Below are 19,670 nucleotides of genomic sequence, written 5' to 3' on the forward strand. Positions count from 1 at the left end.
CGCGCAGCCAAAAGCTTTCGTTAGTAGGCTAGCGGCAGGCTGGATCGCCCATGCGGTTCGGGCCTGTCTGTTGTCCTACCTAGCGTTGAAGGAATGCGCACAAAAGCTGATCGGCTTCGAGCGCCCACGCCACAAATCGAAACCAACACCCAACCGCTACGCCGAACGGACCGTATCAAGAAATCTACCAACCTCAAGCTTGAGGCGATTGCTCTCGCCGGACAAAGATTGAGCCGACGAAAGAACTTTTGCAGAAGCGGAGCCCGTCTCGCGGGCTCCGCTGTTTACGCTAACAATGTTGGTGGCAACCTGGGAGGTCCCTAACGCTGCCTGCTCGACATTGCGGGCAATTTCTCGCGTCGCGCCGCCTTGTTGCTCGACGGAAGATGCGATCGTTGCCGCAATTTCCGAGATCTGAGCGATTGTTGAGCCAATTTGCTTGATGGCCAGAACCGAATCCTGAGTCGCCACCTGCATCCCGGCAATCTGCCCGCTGATCTCGTTAGTCGCCTTGGCCGTCTGTGCCGCTAGCGCCTTCACCTCCTGCGCTACGACCGCAAAGCCACGTCCCGATTCTCCCGCGCGGGCGGCCTCGATGGTGGCGTTCAACGCGAGCAAATTGGTTTGCTCCGCGATTGTCGTGATCAAATTAACAACGTCTCCAATCCGCAAAGCCGCCTTCGACAACTCGTTGACACGCTGATCTGTGACTTCGGCCTGCGTAACGGCCTCTCCCGCAATCCGGTTTGACTCCTGCACTTGGCGGCTGATCTCAAGAATGGAGGCGGCCATCTCATCGGCCGCCGCGGCTACCGATCTGACATTATTTGAGGCTTCCCCGGATACCGTTTCGACCATTTCGGAAAGCTGCTGCGTCTCCTCCGCCGTGTTGGTCAGGGTGATTGCTGAGGTCTCCAACTCAGTCGAGGCGCAGGAAACCGTTTGGACGATTTTGCCGATTGCGGCCTCAAATTCGTCCGCGAGCTTCCGCATTTCTGATTTTCTCTCAGAAATAACATGCTTCTCCATTTCCGCGCGTTCGAGACGTAGCCGGTTGGACTCAATCATGTTTTCCTTGAATATCTGAAGCGCGCCGGCCATATCTGCAATCTCGTCCGAACCATTGGTCACGATCTCCGTACTCAGGTCGCCGGAGGCAATGGATTTCATGCTGTTCTGGAGATGCACAAGGCGACGCACGACGCCACGTCCAACGTAGTACCAACAGACGATCAGCGTTATCGCCAAGCTTGCAAGGGCGAGAGAGATGAGAACAATCCGGCTCTTCTGGATCTCCGTTGCAGAGGCGCGAACTGCAGTGGCGGCCGCCTCCTCGCTGCGCTTCGACATGCCCACAACTTCTAGGTCAAGCTCTTTGGCCAGCACGCGGTTCACCCTCACCACATTCGCAGCAGCCTTCACTGCCGTCAGCTCTTTTTGCGTGAGGTCGAAAACATTGCCATCGCCGCGGCCTGCCTTGATTAGTTCGTTGACGAGCGCCGAAGTCTCGGAATTTTTAAGGATTGTCGCGGCCTTACCAAGACGGTCTGCGGCGGCTGCGAAACGGTCCTTGAGCGACGGTAGTGGATCGACCGATGACAGGGCGGCCACTTCGATGAGTATTCCCAGCGCGGTATCGGCTTCTTCGTGCAACTCCGTGATTGCTTGCAAAGAAGTGAGGTCCTTTTCGGCAAGTCCGATGAGGGTCTTCTGAGCGACTTCCAGATCTTCCTTTGTTTCGGCCGTCTTGAGGCCGGTTGTCACGGCGAGACGGGCGGCAGCTGCCATCGGCGAGAGCTTCTCTGCAAGCTTCTGATGCGAGCCCCGAACAGCGTTGATCAGTGCATTGCGGCTGCCCACGATGGCCTGTCGATCGGCGACAGACTTCACCAGTTGGCTAAGGTTTTCCTGAATGCGATCGGCGGTAGCCGTGAGCCCTGTAGTATCCTCCTCGTGGAGCGCGCTGATGTGTTCCGCGAGTGCTTGGCGGGCGCTGGTCAGCACCATCATTGCCCGCTTTCGCTCGTCAGCGTCGGCAGCGGCGAGTAGTCCTGAGGCTGCGGCAGCGACCTCGCTGGTGGCCTTTACCGCCTTAAAGGCGCGCGTGATCTCGGGCAGGCTCTTTTCGGTGACCGCGGCCAGAGAACGCGCGAAGTTGCCATAGGAAATAATTGCACACCCGCTCGCCAGTACGGTGAGAGCCGCGACAATCCCGAAGGCCATAAACAACCGCCCCTTCAGACCCAGGCGAAACCACGACATAGCGGTCTTCATCATCAAGCTCCAAATGTGACGAGAGCGACCCAAGGTAGCGAACTTTCGACCTCGGAACGGCACAACGATCGAGTTAGGAACTTGCCCTCAAATCGTTCAAAATGGATTAAGTATGGACTTAAATAGACTTATGTATATACTAATGTCGCTTTTGGCCGTAAGCTGAATGCCAGCCCGATAAACCACCACCTCGTTGCGCGAGCGTGCGGACACCCTTTGGTCAAGCGCGGGCAACTTGGCCGGCCCGTACAATGACGGATTGATTATGCGTCGTGTCATCGCGATTGCCGCAGCAGGATTGAGTTTGACCGGCTGCACTTCTTTTTCTTCCTCGGACCCGTTACCTAGCCTTTCGGATGCCCTGAGCAGGCCCCCGCCGGCAGCCCTGCAACTCCAACTCGTGTCGACCCCGCCGGGGGCAAATGCCCTTACATCCCTCGGACCGGGTTGCACGACGCCCTGCTCGGTAGCGCTGCAAGCTCCGGAAACCGGATTTTCGACCACCTCCGAATTTACGATCTCCTACACGATGGACGGCTTCCTGCCGGCTACTATGGTCGTGCAAGTCGTTCATGTGGGGGGTAGCTTGGCCGCTCCGCCGTCGACAAAGATCAATCCGAACCCAGTAGTCGCGGTGCTTCAGGCTGTTGCGCCAACGCCGAATCCTACCAAGAAGATGATCAGGCCAGACAAACCGGCGAAGAACTCCGTTGTTGATCCATCTGCCCCACCGAGGGCGTCCGCGGCGCAAGAGTTAGAGCGTCTCCATGCTCTTCTCGTCCGAGGCGTGATTTCTCAGACCGACTTCGACAGCCTGAAAGCCAAGCTGCTGAGGAGCAGTCTTTATTAAGCTGCGAACTGGTCGAACCCAACTTGCTGACCCGCAACTTTTTCGGACGCGAACTTTCCTCTCATCATGCATCGCGCCTTCCAAAATTTCATTGATCACCTGTCGAGCGGCCAGGATCCAGATGCCCTCCGTGAGGTGAAACGGACTAGCAACGAAACCATCCCCCTCTTGCCCAGAAAGAGGAATTCAAACAAGCGGAGTGTCAGAGTGAACGCGATAGAGTGTACGTATGCGAGATCTGGAATTCCTTCCAATCATGTCGCACGAACACTAACTGTCGGCCTGAGAATCCGATCACAACGTTGCGGATCGCGGTATGACGGCCGGCAGATCGAACCTGATGCCAGTGATGAGTGCCCCCCCGGGTCACGGAGCCAGCGTGCACGACAAAAGGTGGGACTTTCGCCTCGAGACGGTCTGGAGCCTGCTCGAACACGACATGAAACATGCCGAACAGCGTTGCTAGGGTCATTGCTACCCGGCCTAGCTGCGACGGGGTGTTTCTGAAGAGACGATCGATCTGACGCTACAACTCGTTATAGGGCTCCGTGCCAGTGGAATTTCGCGATCTACGCTGGGCAATCGCTGCGTCCCAGCATCGAAGTCTTCGCCAAGCGGCAGAGACACTCAGAGTTAAGCAGTCAACGCTGAGTCGCTGCCTGCGCAATCTCGAACACACGTTGGGCAGTACGCTTTTCGAGCGCACCAACGGCGGTACGCGACTGACTATCCAAGGTCAGGAATTCCTGGATGCCGCCCGGCGCATCGTGGGTGAGACGGAAGCCATGACGGCGCGCCTCAAAACCCACGCCAGCGGCGAGAGCGGCCGATTGATCATCGGCATCCATGCTTCCCTCTCGGCCGGCAATCTCAAGGCCACCCTCCTGGAGCACCGGCATCGCTTCCCCGATGTCGATTCACATCTCGTCGACGGGACAAGAGACCAACTGATCTCCGATCTCATCAATTCCGCGATTGATATCGCCTTGGTGGCCGAGCCCAATCCGAGGTGGAGCGACAAGTCATTATTGGTCTGGAGCGAACGTGTCGTCGTCGCTCTTCCCGAACACCATCCGCTGACCGCCCGCAATGTAGTTCACTGGGGTGAACTGCGGCACGAAACGCTGTTGTTGTCACAGCACGGTCCGGGACCGGAATTCCACAAGCTGCTCATCAGCAAGTTGGGAGCTTCCGATCCTTGCCCGGTGCTTCGTCATGATGTGTCGCTCGACCGGCTGCTCACCCTGGTCGGCGCCAACTGGGGGATGCTGCTTGCCCTGGAAGGTGCGACCGGCGCTAACTATCCGGGCGTCACCTTCCGCGAGGTTCATGATGCAGAGGGCCCGACACGGCTAAGCTTCCGCGCCTACTGGCGCCATGCCAACAGCAATCCATCGCTGCGTCCGTTTCTCGACCTGCTTCGCGAGCGCTATCCGGACCTCTCCGCGGCGCCAGGTAAGGGTACGGACTGATCACCGTTTCGTCGGGCCTTCGCAAAGGCGCGGTCGGTCGCCATGAAGCGCTCTATCATCGGCGCAATCAGTTTGCCGGGCTCGGTCGGCGTCGTCGTGCCTCCATTGCGCGTCAGGATCTCAGCATAGCTTTTGAGATCCCTGAAGACCGCCGCCGGCAGCTCGACGGTGAGCTTGACTGGTTTGTCGTCTTCGAGTGGCCCAAGCTTGAGCTTTGTCACGGTGTTGCTCCTTTCCGGTACGGTGCCAGCACGAGATCGCGCGTGACGATCACGCGGACCGGGAAACCCGGCCGGACGGTCAGCGTCGGCTGGATGTTGAGCTGGCGCTGCACGATCTGCTGGCCGGTCTGGCTAATGCTATTGGAGGCACCGCTGCGGATCGCTTGAACTAGGTTGTTCTCGTTCTGACTCGTGCCCGCCTCGGCGCCGACGCTGAGCATGGTCGAAAGGACGGCGGCCTTGAACAGCATGCCCCAGTGGTTGTCGACCTCGTCCTCAAGGCCTGCATAACCGCCGGTGTCGGCGCCGGGCTGGCGCTCCAGCACGATCGAGTTGCCGTCCGGCATGATGATGCGGGTCCAGACCAGGAGGATCCGACTCTGGCCGAACGCAACGGAGCTGTCATACTGACCGATCAGCTTGGCGCCCTGGGGCACCAAAAGATATTTCCCGGATGGACTATCATAGACCGCCTCAGTGACCTGAGCGGTGATTTGTCCTGGCAGATCAGACCTGATGCCCGTGATGAGCGCCGCCGGAATCACGGTGCCGGCCTGCACGACATACGGAGAGACTTTGGCCTCGAGCCGATCGGGACTGACAGTGCGCTTGTCCGTCGAAGCGTTGAGGAAGGCCGTCTTGCGATCCTGCATGTTTTGAGCAGATCCAGCATCGACGGGTGGCGTTGTGGTCGGGGTCGTCGCAGTTGCGGCCGAGGTATTTGGCATAACTTGGCCGGCGTTCTGCGGTTGCTGAACAGTCTGGGCGAAGAGGCGGCTGACGCGGGCCGCCTCGATCTCCTGGGATCTGTGCTGCGCCTCCGGATCGGGCGCCGTTCCCGGAACCACGGTGTTGGGTGCCGCGCCTGCGTTGAGGATCGGCTTGCCGAGATCGCCGGGCAGCGGCGGTCCGAGCGGCGGCGCCTGACGCGGCAAACCTGTGTAGTCCTTCGGCAAGGCGGCAAGGCCTTCTGGTGAAGGGCGGTTCTGGGTGCTGAGCAACTCCTGGCCGGCTTGCTGCTTGTTGCGGGTCTGCAGCGCGTAGCCGAGCGCTCCTGCCACTGCGAGAGCAGACACCGCACCGAGGCCGATCAGCATCTTGCGCGAGAGGCGCGTTACAGGTGGCCGCTCGCCCCGGAGCCGGAGATCCGGCGGCGCGACGGGTGGGATATCGTTCTGACGTTCGTCTTCGCTGCCTATCGCCATGCGCGTGGCCTTCCGTCGGTGCGGACGATGCGCACGCGCCGCTCACTGTCCTTGTCGCCGAGGCGCAGTTCGGCGGCGGCGAACAGGCGATCGACGATGTAGTAGTTGCGGTTCGCCCGGTAGTTGACCAGCTCGGACCCGCCGGCTGGTCCGATGACGAACAGCGGCGGCATTTCGCCCTGAACGATCCCGCTGGGGAATTCGATGTAGACCTTACTCCCGTCGTCGAAAGCGCGCAGCGGACGCCAGGCCGGATCATCGCCCTCGATCGCGTAGCGGAAGTTGATCGAGCCGAGATCGACACCGGCTGCAATCGGCGCTGCCGCCTCAGCCGTCGCGTTCTGCTGCCGCAGTGCGATCAGCTGGTCCTCGGGATATTGCCAGGAGACCGAAGCCATATAAGTCTTTTCCGTCGAGCGCAGCTCGAGGAGATACGTCCGCCGATCAGTATTGATGACGAGATTGGTGATCAACTCCGGCCGCGTCGGCTTGACCAAAATGTGGATCTTCTTGCTCGCACCGGCGCCACTCTCGGTATCGCCGATGATCCAGCGCACGGTGTCGCCGGCGGCGACCGGACCGGAGCCGACAAGTTGCTCGCCCTCCTGGAGGGCGACATCGGTGATTTGGCCGGGCGCCGTATAGACCTGGTAAAGGGCTCCGCCTGAGAAGGGATAGACCTGGACCGCATTGATGAAACCGTTGCGGACCGGCTGCACGCGAGCCGCGGCATTGGCCTGTTTGACGCGAACTTTTGGGTCGGCGGCTTCCAGTACGTGCTTGCCGGCGGCGAGCGGTTTCAACTGGCCGGGAAGCGGCAGGGGTTTTGGCAATTCCACGATCTTGACCGGTGGCGGTGGATCGCTGGTCAGCGTCGCGGGCTCCGCGCTATCGTAGTTGATGTCGGGCGGGATGAAGTTGTGCGCGCAGCCGCCAAGCACCGAGACGGACATCAGCAAAGCCGCCAAAGCGGATTTACGGAAACACGTATCGCTGGCTTTCCGGTTTTGATGAATGATGTAGAGACGTGAAGCCGGACCTCCGGCATTTGGAGAAAACGGCGGGGTCATTGTCCCAGCTCCTTCGACCAGTTGATGGCGTTGACGTAGATGCCGAGTGGATTCTTGCGAAGCCGATCGGCGTCGGTGGGCGGCTGAATGGCGATGGTGAGGATCGCGGTCCAACGTGTGGTGCCGGCGAGCGCGCCGTCCTGATAGCGGTGCTCCACCCAGGCCACGCGAAAACTGTCTGATGATGCGCGGATGACGCTGGAGACGTCGATTGCGACCTGCTGCTTGCCGAGACTGGCGAAGGGGTCGTTGGCACGAGCGTAGTCGTTCAGCGCCACCGCGCCCGCCGTGGTCGTAAAATCATACGCCTTGAGCCAATTCTCCCGCACGATGATCGGATCGGCCGGAAGCGAGCGCACCATCGCGATGAAATGGGCGAGGTACCAGGCAATTTGCGGATCGCTCGGCCGGTAGTCGGCCGCGGCCGGCGCCACGGCTTGCGCCTCGCCGAGCTTGTCGACCTGCACCACCCAGGGAACGACGGTGCCGTGCGTGGACTGCCAGACCAGACCGCCGGCAAGGCCGCAGCTAAGGATCAGCGAGCCGAAGGCCATCAGCCGCCAGTTCTTCGCCTGCACGCGCGCTGAGCCGATGCGGTCGTCCCACGCTTGCGCGGCGCGCTGATACGGGGTTGTGGGCTCGGGCGTGCGGCCGTAGCGGACCGACGATCGCCTGAAGACTGACATTGATTATTCTCCTCCACTGAGGTCGACGGAGTGGCCGCCGCCATGGCTGTCGCCGGATTTGAGGGCTTGCGCGGCCGTCTGCGCGCCGTGAACGATCGTCTGATTGCGCTTGACGCGCTGGGCCCAGGCAGGCGGACCGTTCTCGCTCGCCGCTCCAGGGGTGGCTCCATCGTTTGCGGCCGCGCCACGCTCAATGGTCCCCATGGTCGAGGAACCACCCGTGTTTGCGACACCGGCGCTGGCGCCAGAGGCGAAACTCTCCGTCATTGCCCCTGCTGCTTGCGCAGCGGCGCGTCTTGCGGGAGCTGTCGCCGCGCTGGCTGCAGCGCGGCCGGCGCCACCGAGACCGGAAGCGATGCCGCCGGCGCCAGATTGACCGGCTGATGCGAGGCTGTAGGCGGAGGACATGCCGCCTGCCATCGCCGCACCACCGCGTGCGGCAGCCGCAGCACCGGAGGTCGCGGCCATTGCTCCCCTCCCCGCGAGCCCCAGCCCCGCGCCCGCCGCCATCGCCGTGCCGGCAACGGCAAGGCCGGTGCCGACGGCAGCACCCGCGCCAAGCTGCGGTGCCCCTGAGACAAGACCGGTTGCGATGCCGGGACCGAAGATGCCAAGACCGAGCATGGCGAGCGAGGCGAGCACGACAGAGAGCGCCTGCTCGATGGTCGGCTGGCCGCCGGCATAGGCTGACGTGAACTGGGAGAACAGCCCGGAGCCAATGCCGACGATGACGGCGAGCACCATCACCTTGATGCCGGAGGCGACCACGTTGCCGAGCACCTTCTCGGCCAAGAACGCGGTCTTGTTGAATAGGGCAAAGGGAATGAGGATGAAGCCGGCGAGCGTCGTCAGCTTGAACTCGATCAGGGTGACGAACAGCTGCACCGCCAGAATGAAGAAGGCGATCAGCACCAGCAGCCAGGAGACCATCAGCACGGCGATCTGGACGAAATTGGCGAAGAAGCTGGTGAAGCCCATCATCTGGCTTGCGGCGTCGAGCAGCGGCTGCCCGGCATCGAGGCCGACCTGCGCAAGCCGGCCTGGCCGCAGGAAGTCTGCGGTCGATATCGACGAGCCGCCGGCCTTCAGGCCAAGGCCGGCGAAGCTGTTGAAGATGACGCCGGAGAGATTGTTGAAGTTGGTGATAATGAAGGCGAAGAAACCGATATAGAGAGTCTTTTTCACCAACCGCTGAAGAATGTCTTCGTCGGCGCCCCAGGCCCAGAATATGCCGGCCAGGGTGATGTCGACGACGATAAGCGTCGAGGCGAGATAGGTGACCTCGCCTTTGATCAGGCCGAAGCCAGAGTCGATATAGGTGGTGTAGGTATTGAGGAAGGTGTCGATGACGCCGACGTTGTTCATCGCTCACCTCCTTCCTTGGCATTCGCCGTCGGCGGATTGGCCGGCGCGGCCTGTGGCAGCAGCGGCCGCGCCGGCCTGCCGAAGAAGCGCGCGCGGTTCTCCTCCCAGACCGCCCGACAGTGCGGATCTTCGGCATCCTCCGGCCCGAGCGCGCGGCAGCGGCGCAGCTCGGCCGAGAGATCATCGGGTGCGGAGATGGCGGGAGCCTCGGATACCGGCCGCGGCACTGGGCGCCGATGGATATAGGACAGCGTGGCCATGAAGAGGGCCAACAGGGCGACCATCGCGACTGCGCGCCAAAAATCCGAGCGATCCATCTTCCGCGCCTTCAGTTGCCGCTGAACATGGTGACGTTGCCAGGCTGGTAGCCGCTGCGCGTCGCAAAGATCTTGTATTGCTGGGCGCCTTGCGACTCCGTCGCCGTCACGCGTGCCTGCTCGAGCGCGTCCGCGCGTCCCTTCGCCGCGAGAACCGCGACCAAGTCTGAGAGCTGCTGAGATTGCAGGGCAAGGAGCTGGTTGCCGGCTTGAGCTGCCTGCAGCGCGCCACTGGCGGACTGGCTGGCTGATACCAGCGACGTCATCGCGCTGGAGTTGGTCGGGATATTGCCGACAACGCCAGCCTGCACTTTCAGCGAGTCCTCGAAGGCGCCTACCGAGTTCTGCCAACGGGTTTGGGCGGCGGCGAACAGCGTCGCGTTGGATCCCGTGGTCGGCGCCGCGCCGTAGCTGCCGGAATATGCAGTTTGAATCTGCTGGACGTTGAAAGAAATGTTCTGCGCCTGGCTCAGCAGCGATTGCGTCCGCGCGATCGTTGACTGGAGCTGCGCCAGCGTCGACATCGGCAGGCTGGCGAGGTTCTTCGCCTGATTCACCAGGCTCTGAGACTGGTTGGTCAGCATCTGGATCTGATTATTGATCTGCTGCAGCTCGCGCGCAGCCGTCAGCACGTTCTGGCTAAAGTTCGTGGGGTCGTAGACGATCCACTGCGCGTCAGCCCGCGTCATCACAAGCGGCGAGAACGATAGAGCAAGCGAGAGAGCGGTCGCGGCCATTAAGCCCACGCGCCTCGTCTTACGAACGGTCATGATTACACCTCCAGGTTTGTTAGGTCGGGGATGAGATCGGCGGCCCACAGGAGCTCGTGATCCGCGAGCCAGGCCGGCGTAAAATTCTCGCGGCCGTGCTCGGCGAGCAGCCGTTCGATCGCGGCATGGTCGTCCCTGGAGGATGCCGCGCAGAAGGCGAGCGCGATCGGGCCTAAACCCAGCTCGAACAGTCGATTGCCGCGCCGCGATTGGCAGTAGTAGTCCCGCTTCGGTGTCGCTCGCGCGATGATCTCGATCTGGCGATCATTGAGGCCGAAGCGCCGATAAATCGCTGTGAGCTGGGGCTCTATGGCGCGCTCGTTCGGCAGGAAGATTCGCGTTGGGCAGCTTTCGACGATCGCGGGCGCGATGTTGCTGCCATCGATGTCGGAGAGCGATTGCGTAGCGAAGACGACGGATGCGTTCTTCTTCCGGAGCGTCTTCAGCCATTCGCGAAGCTGTTGGGCGAAGGCCGGATCGTCGAGGACGAGCCAGCCCTCGTCGATGATCAGGAGCGTCGGTCGGCCGTCGAGCCGTCCTTCGATGCGATGGAAGAGGTAGGTGAGGACGGCGGGCGCCGCACCGGCGCCGATCAGACCCTCGGTCTCGAACGCCTGGACTGACGCGAGGCCAAGCCGCTCATCCTCGGCATCGAGCAGCCGGCCGGAGGGACCGCCGACGCAATAGGGTTGCAGCGCCTGCTTGAGCGCGGTCGATTGCAGCAGGACGGTCAGGCCGGTGATTGTGCGTTCCTCGACGGGCGAAGACGCGAGTGAGGTCAAGGCCGACCAGACATGCTCCTTCGCGGTCGGATCGATGGTGACGCCCTCCTTAGCGAGGATCGCGGTCACCCATTCGGCGGCCCAGGCGCGCTCCGCCGCATCACCGATGCGCGCAAGCGGTTGAAGCGAGACGGAATCCTCGACGCTATTGGACAGGCTGCCGCCGAGGTCGTGCCAGTCGCCGCCCATGGCGAGTGCCGCGGTTCGGATCGAGCCGCCGAAATCGAAGGCAAAGATCTGGCTCTTCCGATAGCGGCGAAACTGGATCGCCATCAGCGCCAACAGCACAGACTTGCCGGCGCCGGTGGGGCCAACGATCAGGCTGTGGCCGACGTCGCCGACATGGAGCGAGAAGCGGAATGGCGTCGAGCCTTCGGTCTTGCCAAACAACAGCGGCGGCGCCTTGAAATGCTCGTCGCGCGCCGGCCCCGCCCAAACAGCCGAAAGCGGAATCAAGTGGGCCAGATTCAATGTCGAGAGCGGCGGCTGGCGAACGTTGGCATAGGCGTGCCCCGGCAGCGAGCCGAGCCAGGCCTCTAACGCATTCACCCCTTCCGGCATGCAGGTGAAGTCGCGACCCTGGATCACTTTCTCGACGAGGCGAAGTTTTTCGGTGGCGCGACCAGGATCCTCATCCCAGAGAGTGACGGTCGCGGTGACGTAGGCTTGGCCGACATCATCGGTGCCCAGCTCCTGCAAGGCGAGATCGGCATCAGTGGCCTTGTTGGCAGCGTCGCTATCGACCAGTGTCGAAGCCTCGTTCGTCATCACCTCCTTGACGATGGCAGCGATCGACTTCCGCTTGGCGAACCACTGCCGGCGGATCCTGGTCAAGAGCTTCACCGCCTCGGTCTTGTCGAGGAGGATCGCACGCGTCGACCAGCGGTAAGGAAAAGCAAGCCGGTTCAGCTCGTCAAGGATTCCGGGATGGGTCGCGGTCGGAAAACCGACCACCGTGAGCGTGCGAAGATGATGGCTGCCAAGGCGAGGCTCGAGGCCGCCGGCGAGCGGCTCGTCCGCGAGCAGCGCGTCGAGGTGCATCGGCGTCTCCGGGACGCGGATGCGCTGTTGCCGGGTCGAGATGGTCGAGTGCAGGTATGTGAGCGTGTCGCCGTCATCGAGCCAGCCCACCTCGGGCATGAACCCCTCGACCAATTGCAGGACGCGGTTGGTCCGATCGACGAAGCCGCGCAGCAGCTCGTAAGGGTCGACGCCGTTCTTTGCTCGCCCCTCATAGAGCCAACCCTCGATGCGCGATGCATCCTCGGCCGGCGGGAGCCAGACAAAGGTCAGGAAATACCGACTCTCGAAATGCGCGCCGGCCTCCTCGAACGCATCCCGCCGCTCGAGATCAACCAGCGCGGATGCCGCATCGGGAAAGGCACCGTACGGATAGGTCTGCGCGGCGATGCGCTGGGCCTCGACGAAGATCGCCCAGCCTGAGCCGAGACGGCGCAATGCGTTGTTGAGGCGGGCTGTTACGCCGACCAGCTCCGCAGACGTCGCGCTGTCGAGATCAGGACCACGGAAGCGCGCCGTCCGCTGGAACGATCCGTCCTTGTTGAGGACGACGCCGCGTTCGACCAGAGCGGCCCAGGGCAGAAAGTCCGGAAGGCTGGCGGGTCGATTACGATACTCAGTGAGGTTCAGCATGGCAGCCTCATGTGGCGAGGTATGGCGGATAGCGGAGGTGGCGCCTGACGACGTCCACGAATTGCGGGTCGCGCTTGGCCGCCCAGACGGCGGCTGCGTGGCCAACAGCCCAGAGCAGCGCGCCGGGAATCCAGAGGCGCAGGCCGAGCGCAATGGCGGCCGCCAGCGTGCCGTTGGCGATCGCGACGCTGCGCGGCGCGCCCCCCATCAGGATTGGGTCCGTCAGCGCCCGATGGACCGGCGCGAAAAAGCCCGGCACCTCTGGATCGACGATTCCCACCATCAGACCAGTGCCCCACCCGAGAAGGAGAAGAAGGTCAGGAAGAAGCTCGATGCAGCGAAGGCGATCGACAGGCCGAAGACGATCTGGATCAGTCGGCGGAAGCCGCCGGCGGTGTCGCCGAACGCAAGCGTCAGGCCTGTCACGGTGATGATGATGACCGAGATGATTTTGGCGACCGGACCCTGCACCGACTCCAGGATCTGATTGAGCGGCGTCTCCCACGGCATCGAGGAGCCGGAGGCGTAGGCCGCGGGCGCGAACACGATTGACATGAAGGCAATCGCGGCGACCTCGGTGAAGCGGCCGCGGACGTGACGGAGCGAGGGGGGAAGCTGGATCATGGTGGATCTCCGGGAAGCGAGGGGTCGCCGCCCGCCCCGGCGGATTGGATGCGGTAATCGCCGGTTGCGGGATCGAGCCCGGCGACGAGAGCAAGTTCAGCAAGGCGGCGTTCGCTACCGCGGCCGCGTAGCACCGCGACGAGATCGATCGTCTCGGCGATCAGCGCCTTGGGAACAGTGAGGACGGCTTCCTGGATGAGCTGTTCGAGGCGGCGAAGCGCGCCCAGCGCGGAGCCCGCGTGAATCGTTCCGATTCCACCGGGGTGGCCGGTGCCCCAGGCTTTGAGGAGCTCCAAAGCTTCGCTGCCTCGCACCTCTCCGACCGGAATGCGGTCGGGGCGCAAACGCAGCGAAGACCGGACCAGATCGGATAGCGACGCGACGCCGTCCTTGGTGCGCAGCGCAACCAGATTGGGCGCGCGGCATTGCAGCTCGCGCGTGTCCTCAATCAGCACCACGCGATCGGTGGTGCCGGCGATCTCGGCGAGCAGTGCGTTGGTGAGCGTGGTCTTGCCGGTCGAGGTGCCGCCAGCGACCAGGATGTTCTTGCGCGAAGCGACCGCAGCGCGCAGCGCCGCCGCCTGACCGGCGGTCATGGTGCCGGCGGCGACGTAGTCATCCAGCGTGAACACCGCTACCGCAGGCTTGCGGATTGCAAAGGCAGGCGCCGAAACGACAGGCGGAAGCAGTCCCTCGAACCTCTCTCCCGTCTCGGGAAGCTCGGCCGAAACGCGGGGTTTGTTGGCATGGACCTCAGCGCCGACATGGTGCGCGACCAGGCGCACGATCCGTTCACCATCGGCCGCGGGCATCGTCTGTCCGCTGTCCTCCAGTCCGCCTGATAGTCGGTCGATCCAGAGCCGACCGTCGGGATTGAGCATCACCTCGACAATCGAAGGGTCTTCGAGGAACGTCGCGATCGCCGGACCAAGCGCGGTGCGCAGCATGCGCGCGCCACGCGAGAAGGCTTCTGAATGGATTGAAGTGACCGCCACGACCGCCCCCGTCGAGCGTCAATCGCAAAATGCGATCGACGACGGGGATGAGTAGAGAAGGCAGGAAACGAGTTAGTTCAACAAATATTCAGCCGTGGTAGGGATCCGGCGTAGTGCAGAGAAAAAATACTTGCTGGATCGAAAACGTACTGATCGGACGAGCGTGCCGAAAACGACGCTATTGGCGGGAACGGATCCCGGATGCGATCAAATGGCTGAAGGACATTTTCGTCTCACGCCAGCTGGCCGACGTCGGAGTAGCCGGCGAAAATCAATACTTCTCTTTCATGAATCTGTTGCGATGTCGTCATGAAGCATTTGGGGGGCATGATGTAGTTGTGAATTTTCCGCCGTAAAGTTTCCAACGGAGATCGGCCATGAAGGCGCGTATGTTTCTAGTTGCAGCAACCGTGATGACTTTCCCACAGGTGGCCGATGCTCAGTGCCTTAAGGAGGCCGGTGACTTTGCCGAGCGGATCTGCGGGCAGGTAAAGCAGGCTGGAAAGTCTACGATGGTTACAGCCAAAGGCGATTTGACCGCGGAAGCGAAAGGACTAATTGCAAAAGCCCTCGGCCAACTCGGAGGCGAAGTTGGCGTCAATGTTCAAACGAAAGATTTTGAGAACGTCGTTCAGGAGCAACTCGCTGGAGAACTGGTAGACGTACGCAAGTGCGGGACCCAGATGGCAACGCTTGCAATAAATCAGATCTGCACGAAAGCGCCGAACTGGAAGGTCTGTTCAAGCCAAGCCTTTGGAATTGATCATTGGGAAAATTCAGAGAGATTGCAGGGAACGACCGGCTGGCGGGGCGGCGGTTACAACCCGGGAGCTTATTGCACAGATTTCATCAACTCTGTCGTCAGCAGCCGTCAATTGGGCGACAAACCGCACGACGTCAGCGACGTAACTCCCGGTGAAGAAAACAGGCGTACCGGAATGTTTAAGGACCACGCTGAATATAACTACCATTGCGCCATAACGCTGCGCTGGAATCCCGTTTACAAGCAAAAAGCGGATCCGATCTGCGGTGCAGAGTAGTCGTAAGCGCACTCCTAAGTATCGGATGGGAATGCAAGGTCTAGGTCCGCACGCGGAAGAGTAAGGCGCCCGCCCCTCACGTCGGCTCGCTTTCCTGAACATCCTCCGGGATCTCCTGCCGCAGCTTCGGCCCTTGACTGAGCCGTCGCCCGAGGGCGGCGACGAAGTTGTCGTAGCGCGCGCCCGCCTGTGCCCGTGCCGCTTTTGCGGCCGGTTCGGGGAGTGGCGGTGTCGTTGTGAGCCAGAAGCGGACGAACAACGCCATGGTCTCGACCGAGATCCCAACATCCCGCTCAAGCCGCGCGATGCGGCGATCGACCTGGTCGAGTCTCTTGGCAATGGCAGCCTCCCGCCGCTCATCGGCGTCGGGTGACAGGAAGGACGCGATGGCGGCTTCTGCGATGAGCGACATCGGCTGCTCGCGCCGGGCGGCATAGGCCGACAGCGTCTTCATGACCTCCGGGTCGAGGTAGACCGACATCTGGGCTTTCTTCTTCGGTGCGGTCATGCTGCCTCACAATCCGAGATCGTCGCCGGGATCGAGTGATGCCTGGCGCGCGACGCCCTGCATCACATCGTTCATGCGCCTGATCCGCGGGGCATCTTCGTCGAACTCGTCGGCAAGATCGGCCGCGAACTCGTTGTCGAGCGGTTCCGTCTTCTCCACTGTGTCGTGACCCAGTTCATGCTGCCGCCGACGATCGGCAATCTTCGGATCCTCTACGTCGGTCTCGTCGCTGGCCGAGGCCGGAGGGGGCATGGGGCGCGGCGGGAGTGGCCGTAAACTCCAATCGTCCGGCCGTGTGTCGTTGGGCTTGGTCAGCATCGGCGGCGCCAAAATGCGCTCCTGGAAACGAGTGTCCTCGTAGTAGCGCGCCTTCCTCGCGCGGATCGGATGCAGGCCGGACATCATGACGATCTCGTCTGATGGCGGAAGCTGCATCATCTCACCGGGCGTCAACAGCGGCCGGGCGGTCTCCGACCGCGATACCATGAGATGTCCGAGCCAAGGTGCCAGCCGGCTGCCGGCATAGTTCTTCATCGCCTTCATCTCAGTCGCCATCCCCAACGCGTCAGACACCCGCTTCGCCGTCCGTTCGTCATTGGTCGCGAAGCTGACCCGGACGTGACAGTTGTCGAGGATCGAATTGTTCGGCCCATAGGCCTTCTCGATCTGGTTCAGCGACTGCGCGATCAGGAAGCTCTTGATGCCGTAGCCGGCCATGAAGGCGAGCGCCGACTCGAAGAAATCGAGCCGGCCGAGCGCCGGGAATTCGTCGAGCATCAGGAGGAGCCGGCGCCGGCCTGCCTTGGCCTGGAGATCTTCGGTCAGGCGGCGGCCGATCTGATTGAGGATCAACCGGATCAGCGGCTTGGTGCGGTTGATGTCCGATGGCGGCACGACGAGGTAAAGGGTTGTCGCTCGCTCTGCGCCAACGATGTCTGATATCCGCCAGTCGCAGCGCCGCGTCACCTCCGCCACCACTGGATCCCGGTAGAGACCCAGGAACGACATCGCCGTGCTCAAGACGCCGGAGCGTTCATTGCCGGATTTGTTCAATAATTCTCGCGCTGCGGAGGCGACGACAGGGTGCACGCCCGCCTCACCGAGATGCGCCGTCCGCATCATCGCAGCGAGCGTCGATTCGATCGGCCGCTTGGGATCGGATAGGAAGGCCGCAACGCCGGCGAGGGTCTTGTCCTCCTCGGCATAGAGGACGTGGAGGATGGCACCGACCAGGAGCGCGTGGCTGGTCTTCTCCCAATGGTTCCGCTTCTCGAGGCTGCCCTCGGGGTCGACAAGGATGTCGGCGATATTCTGGACATCACGCACCTCCCACTCGCCGTGCCGAACCTCCAGCAACGGGTTGTAGGCTGACGACTTTGCATTGGTCGGATCGAACAGAAGAACCCGGCCATGCCCCGCACGAAAACCGGCGGTAAGCTGCCAGTTCTCGCCCTTGATGTCGTGGACGATCGCCGATCCCGGCCAGGTCAGCAGCGACGGGATGACGAGGCCGACGCCCTTGCCCGATCTCGTGGGAGCAAAGCACAGGACGTGCTCCGGTCCATCATGGCGGAGATAGGCGCGTTCGAACCGGCCGAGAACCACACCGTCAGGCCCGAGCAGGCCGGCCTGCGCGATCTCCTTCGCGTCTGCCCACCGCGCGGAGCCATAGGTCTCGGCATTCTTGGCTTCGCGGGCGCGCCAGACCGACATGCCGATCGCGACTGCGGCGGCGATGATGCCGCCGGATGCTGCGATATAGGCGCCCTCGATGAATACGTGCGGCGCATAGGCATCGTACGCGTACCACCACCATAAAAAGGCGGGCGGAAGGTAGATCGGAAAACCAAGCAGTTCGAACCAAGGCTGCCCGAGTTGAGGTTGGAAACCGAGCTGCCAGGCCGTCCATTCCGTTGCTGTCCAGAACGTCAGCAAGACGATCACTAAGACAGTGATGACCTGCCCCCAAAGGATCTTGGTCGCGGACATGGCGGCCGCCCTTTCCTTGAACTTGGTGAGTGGAGGTTTACTCACAGGCCGAGCCCTCGGCCGCGCCCAAAGCCCCAATCGACGCCACCGTCGTCGCGGGCAACGCCGGAGACATGGCGACCGAGTTGCTTTTCGAGTGAGGGCGTCCACGGCACGAGCTGGAAGCCGAGACCGTCGTCGATCATGGCGAAGCGGCCGGAGGCGAGCGCGAAACGCTGTCGATAGGTCCCAGCGACATATTCTCCGGCAGCGGACGGACTGAATGGCTGGCCCGTCTCGGCGGCGAGATGCTGACCCAGAGCCTCCAACTCCCGACGGCGCAGCGTGCCGATGAGGTTCGTCGCGAATACCAATCCAGGCACCTGGCGCTCGACGAGACCTTGCTCGATCAGCTCCTCCGCGCGCCGTTCCATGGCCTGCCGGACCTCGGCGCCAAAGCCAGCCTGGCCAAGTGGCACCGGATCGCGCGCGACCGCCTGCCGGTCGAGCCATGTCGCGCCACTCGCCGTCACCTGCGCTTCAATCGACAGATCGGAGCGAACGGCCAGCGCCACGCGACGCTGTCCCCGCGCGTCGTCGAACTTGCGGAGTTCGACGATCGAGCCTGGTGCACTGTCGCCAGCAGCATCAAGATCGGCGAGCCTGATATGGTGGGTACGGCCATCGACGCCGTCGACGACGGCATAGGCAGTCCCCTTGAGCTCGTCGTCGAGACCGCGATCGACGAGGCGTCCGATTACAGGGACGTCGAGGCTTTCGCCTGCCAGCACGTAGCTCGCGGTCCCGCGGTCGATGCCGCGTTCGGTCAGACTGCGGTGGATCCGTTTGATGATGTCGCCGCGATCTCCGAGCTCGCGCAACGTCGTCTCAGCACCCTCGTCCATGACCCATTGGCCTGACCCGACCTGATGCGCCAGGCCAAGGCTCTCCAGGCGCCGCAGCCGGCCGACCTTCAGCGCGTGGAACTGATCGGGCTGCTGGGTCCGATCGGGCGCAAGGTCGATGACGCCGTGCTGGCCTGCGTCGCGAACAAGCTGGCGATCGAGCTGTGTCCAGCGTTCGGCTTCGACTTGGTGCTCAAGCGAACGGCGAATGTCGAGATCGGAGCGCAGTCCGAGCTCCTGTGTGACCAGATCCTGCGCGCGGGCACGCATTCCCTCCTTGATATAGGCACGGGAGATGACAAGGTCCTGCCCCTCCTCGGCGACGCCGCGCACGAGGATGTGGACGTGCGGGTGCTGGGTATTCCAATGATCGACGGCGACCCAATCGAGCTTGGTACCGAGGTCGACCTCCATCTGGCCGACGAGCTCGCGGGTAAAGCCTTTGAGGTCAGCTAAATCGGCTGCGTCCTCCGGCGAGACAATGAAGCGGAAGTGGTGCCGGTCGTCTTGGCAGCGCTCGGCGAAGGCCTTCGGATCGGCATCCTCTGTCTCGGGGCCGAACAGGTGCGCTCTCTCCCCGTCCCGGGTGACGCCCTCGCGACGGAGATAGCCGAGATGCGCGGCGAGCGGCGTTGATCTGGCGGCATGACGGACCACGCGAGTCTTGATCGTCACCAGCCGCGAGCGGCCCGTAAGCAGACGATTCGCCCGCTCGCTGGCGACCCGGCCACGGCCGAAACGCGACTGACGATGGCTGGTGAGGCGGCCGGCCCGCGAGACGCCGCCGCCGGCGCGCTGAGCGGCCGCGAGTGCCTGGGCGATGAACGGCTTGGCCCGCTGGCTTCGTGAGGAGCGGATGCGGCCGGGCCGAGGCTGAAATTCCTTCTCTTCAGCCATGGCCGGCCTTCGCAATGTGCGAAATGTAGAACCCGCGCAATGAGTTGATGGTGAGGCACACATTGCGC

Annotated in this window: 18 protein-coding genes; 3 read left to right on the forward strand and 15 right to left on the reverse strand. The window is 62.6% G+C overall.

The features are described from left to right. Nucleotides 1–156 precede the first annotated feature (156 nt). Complete coding sequence (locus tag NLN62_RS12305; RefSeq protein ID WP_254108961.1) at nt 157–2,274, reverse strand: methyl-accepting chemotaxis protein; 2,118 nt, start codon at nt 2,272–2,274, stop codon at nt 157–159. 265 nt (nt 2,275–2,539) lie between these two features. On the opposite strand from NLN62_RS12305, the gene NLN62_RS12310 reads away from it, so the two are divergent. Both NLN62_RS12310 and NLN62_RS12315 read left to right on the forward strand, forming a co-directional pair. Then, nucleotides 2,540–3,124 (forward strand): SHOCT domain-containing protein, encoded by a 585-nt coding sequence (locus NLN62_RS12310; protein WP_254108962.1) that lies wholly within the window; start codon nt 2,540–2,542, stop codon nt 3,122–3,124. A 554-nt stretch (nt 3,125–3,678) separates the two neighbouring features. Then, entirely contained in the window at nt 3,679–4,596 is a 918-nt protein-coding gene (locus NLN62_RS12315; RefSeq protein WP_254108963.1) for a LysR family transcriptional regulator, read from the forward strand. On the opposite strand, the gene NLN62_RS12320 is transcribed toward NLN62_RS12315, so the two are convergent. The 11 genes from NLN62_RS12320 to trbB are packed head-to-tail and all read right to left on the reverse strand — an operon-like array spanning nt 4,554 to nt 14,284. Continuing rightward, nucleotides 4,554–4,817, reverse strand: coding sequence for a DUF2274 domain-containing protein (locus tag NLN62_RS12320; protein WP_254108964.1), 264 nt, complete (start codon nt 4,815–4,817; stop codon nt 4,554–4,556). The genes NLN62_RS12315 and NLN62_RS12320 overlap by 43 nt on opposite strands. Beyond that, complete coding sequence (locus tag NLN62_RS12325; protein ID WP_254108965.1) at nt 4,814–6,022, reverse strand: TrbI/VirB10 family protein; 1,209 nt, start codon at nt 6,020–6,022, stop codon at nt 4,814–4,816. Before NLN62_RS12325 ends, NLN62_RS12320 begins: the two co-directional genes overlap by 4 nt. Beyond that, the gene (gene trbG / locus NLN62_RS12330; protein WP_254108966.1) at nt 6,013–7,092 is read right to left on the reverse strand and encodes a P-type conjugative transfer protein TrbG; all 1,080 of its coding nucleotides are present in this window, start codon (nt 7,090–7,092) and stop codon (nt 6,013–6,015) included. Before trbG ends, NLN62_RS12325 begins: the two co-directional genes overlap by 10 nt. Continuing rightward, on the reverse strand, nt 7,089–7,778 hold the full coding sequence (trbF, locus tag NLN62_RS12335) for a conjugal transfer protein TrbF (protein WP_254108967.1): 690 nt from the start codon (nt 7,776–7,778) through the stop codon (nt 7,089–7,091). The genes trbG and trbF overlap by 4 nt, the downstream gene beginning before the upstream one ends. Before the next feature lie 3 nt (nt 7,779–7,781). After that, nucleotides 7,782–9,143: a P-type conjugative transfer protein TrbL gene (gene trbL / locus NLN62_RS12340; RefSeq protein ID WP_254108968.1), complete on the reverse strand. Its 1,362-nt coding sequence runs from the start codon at nt 9,141–9,143 to the stop codon at nt 7,782–7,784. Further along, nucleotides 9,140–9,460: a putative entry exclusion protein TrbK-alt gene (gene trbK-alt / locus NLN62_RS12345; protein ID WP_254108969.1), complete on the reverse strand. Its 321-nt coding sequence runs from the start codon at nt 9,458–9,460 to the stop codon at nt 9,140–9,142. Before trbK-alt ends, trbL begins: the two co-directional genes overlap by 4 nt. Before the next feature lie 11 nt (nt 9,461–9,471). Continuing rightward, the gene (trbJ, locus tag NLN62_RS12350; protein ID WP_254108970.1) at nt 9,472–10,230 is read right to left on the reverse strand and encodes a P-type conjugative transfer protein TrbJ; all 759 of its coding nucleotides are present in this window, start codon (nt 10,228–10,230) and stop codon (nt 9,472–9,474) included. A gap of 2 nt (nt 10,231–10,232) precedes the next feature. Continuing rightward, entirely contained in the window at nt 10,233–12,665 is a 2,433-nt protein-coding gene (gene trbE / locus NLN62_RS12355) for a conjugal transfer protein TrbE (RefSeq protein WP_254108971.1), read from the reverse strand. A gap of 7 nt (nt 12,666–12,672) precedes the next feature. Then, a complete protein-coding gene (locus NLN62_RS12360) occupies nt 12,673–12,948 on the reverse strand; it encodes a VirB3 family type IV secretion system protein (protein WP_254099659.1) in 276 nt (91 codons plus the stop codon). Next, nucleotides 12,948–13,289, reverse strand: coding sequence for a TrbC/VirB2 family protein (locus tag NLN62_RS12365; protein WP_254108972.1), 342 nt, complete (start codon nt 13,287–13,289; stop codon nt 12,948–12,950). The genes NLN62_RS12360 and NLN62_RS12365 overlap by 1 nt, the downstream gene beginning before the upstream one ends. After that, nucleotides 13,286–14,284, reverse strand: coding sequence for a P-type conjugative transfer ATPase TrbB (trbB, locus tag NLN62_RS12370; protein WP_254108973.1), 999 nt, complete (start codon nt 14,282–14,284; stop codon nt 13,286–13,288). Before trbB ends, NLN62_RS12365 begins: the two co-directional genes overlap by 4 nt. A 377-nt stretch (nt 14,285–14,661) precedes the next feature. Here trbB and NLN62_RS12375 point away from each other — a divergent pair, with 377 nt between their 5' ends. Next, nucleotides 14,662–15,324 (forward strand): hypothetical protein, encoded by a 663-nt coding sequence (locus NLN62_RS12375; RefSeq protein ID WP_254108974.1) that lies wholly within the window; start codon nt 14,662–14,664, stop codon nt 15,322–15,324. A gap of 76 nt (nt 15,325–15,400) precedes the next feature. Here the strand turns inward: NLN62_RS12375 and NLN62_RS12380 are convergent, their stop codons facing one another. From NLN62_RS12380 to NLN62_RS12390, 3 genes are read right to left on the reverse strand one after another with little or no spacing between them, the layout of a single operon-like run. After that, a complete protein-coding gene (locus NLN62_RS12380) occupies nt 15,401–15,832 on the reverse strand; it encodes a CopG family transcriptional regulator (protein WP_254108975.1) in 432 nt (143 codons plus the stop codon). 6 nt (nt 15,833–15,838) lie between these two features. Beyond that, entirely contained in the window at nt 15,839–17,821 is a 1,983-nt protein-coding gene (locus tag NLN62_RS12385; RefSeq protein WP_254108976.1) for a conjugal transfer protein TraG, read from the reverse strand. Nucleotides 17,822–17,862: 41 nt separating this feature from the next. After that, the gene (locus tag NLN62_RS12390) at nt 17,863–19,602 is read right to left on the reverse strand and encodes a VirD2 family relaxase/mobilization nuclease (protein WP_254108977.1); all 1,740 of its coding nucleotides are present in this window, start codon (nt 19,600–19,602) and stop codon (nt 17,863–17,865) included. Nucleotides 19,603–19,670 lie beyond the last annotated feature (68 nt).

This window comes from Bradyrhizobium sp. CCGUVB23, assembly GCF_024199885.1.
Lineage (GTDB): Bacteria > Pseudomonadota > Alphaproteobacteria > Rhizobiales > Xanthobacteraceae > Bradyrhizobium.

Coding starts and splice junctions, on each gene's coding strand:
- NLN62_RS12305 (WP_254108961.1), bottom strand. CDS start 2,274: ATGAAGACCGCTATGTCGTGGTTTCGCCTGGGTCTGAAGGGGCGGTTG.
- NLN62_RS12310 (WP_254108962.1), top strand. CDS start 2,540: ATGCGTCGTGTCATCGCGATTGCCGCAGCAGGATTGAGTTTGACCGGC.
- NLN62_RS12365 (WP_254108972.1), bottom strand. CDS start 13,289: ATGATCCAGCTTCCCCCCTCGCTCCGTCACGTCCGCGGCCGCTTCACC.
- NLN62_RS12380 (WP_254108975.1), bottom strand. CDS start 15,832: ATGACCGCACCGAAGAAGAAAGCCCAGATGTCGGTCTACCTCGACCCG.
- NLN62_RS12390 (WP_254108977.1), bottom strand. CDS start 19,602: ATGGCTGAAGAGAAGGAATTTCAGCCTCGGCCCGGCCGCATCCGCTCC.
- trbG (WP_254108966.1), bottom strand. CDS start 7,092: ATGACCCCGCCGTTTTCTCCAAATGCCGGAGGTCCGGCTTCACGTCTC.
- trbK-alt (WP_254108969.1), bottom strand. CDS start 9,460: ATGGATCGCTCGGATTTTTGGCGCGCAGTCGCGATGGTCGCCCTGTTG.
- trbL (WP_254108968.1), bottom strand. CDS start 9,143: ATGAACAACGTCGGCGTCATCGACACCTTCCTCAATACCTACACCACC.
- NLN62_RS12385 (WP_254108976.1), bottom strand. CDS start 17,821: ATGTCCGCGACCAAGATCCTTTGGGGGCAGGTCATCACTGTCTTAGTG.
- NLN62_RS12375 (WP_254108974.1), top strand. CDS start 14,662: ATGAAGGCGCGTATGTTTCTAGTTGCAGCAACCGTGATGACTTTCCCA.
- trbJ (WP_254108970.1), bottom strand. CDS start 10,230: ATGACCGTTCGTAAGACGAGGCGCGTGGGCTTAATGGCCGCGACCGCT.
- trbE (WP_254108971.1), bottom strand. CDS start 12,665: ATGCTGAACCTCACTGAGTATCGTAATCGACCCGCCAGCCTTCCGGAC.
- NLN62_RS12360 (WP_254099659.1), bottom strand. CDS start 12,948: ATGGTGGGAATCGTCGATCCAGAGGTGCCGGGCTTTTTCGCGCCGGTC.
- trbF (WP_254108967.1), bottom strand. CDS start 7,778: ATGTCAGTCTTCAGGCGATCGTCGGTCCGCTACGGCCGCACGCCCGAG.
- NLN62_RS12325 (WP_254108965.1), bottom strand. CDS start 6,022: ATGGCGATAGGCAGCGAAGACGAACGTCAGAACGATATCCCACCCGTC.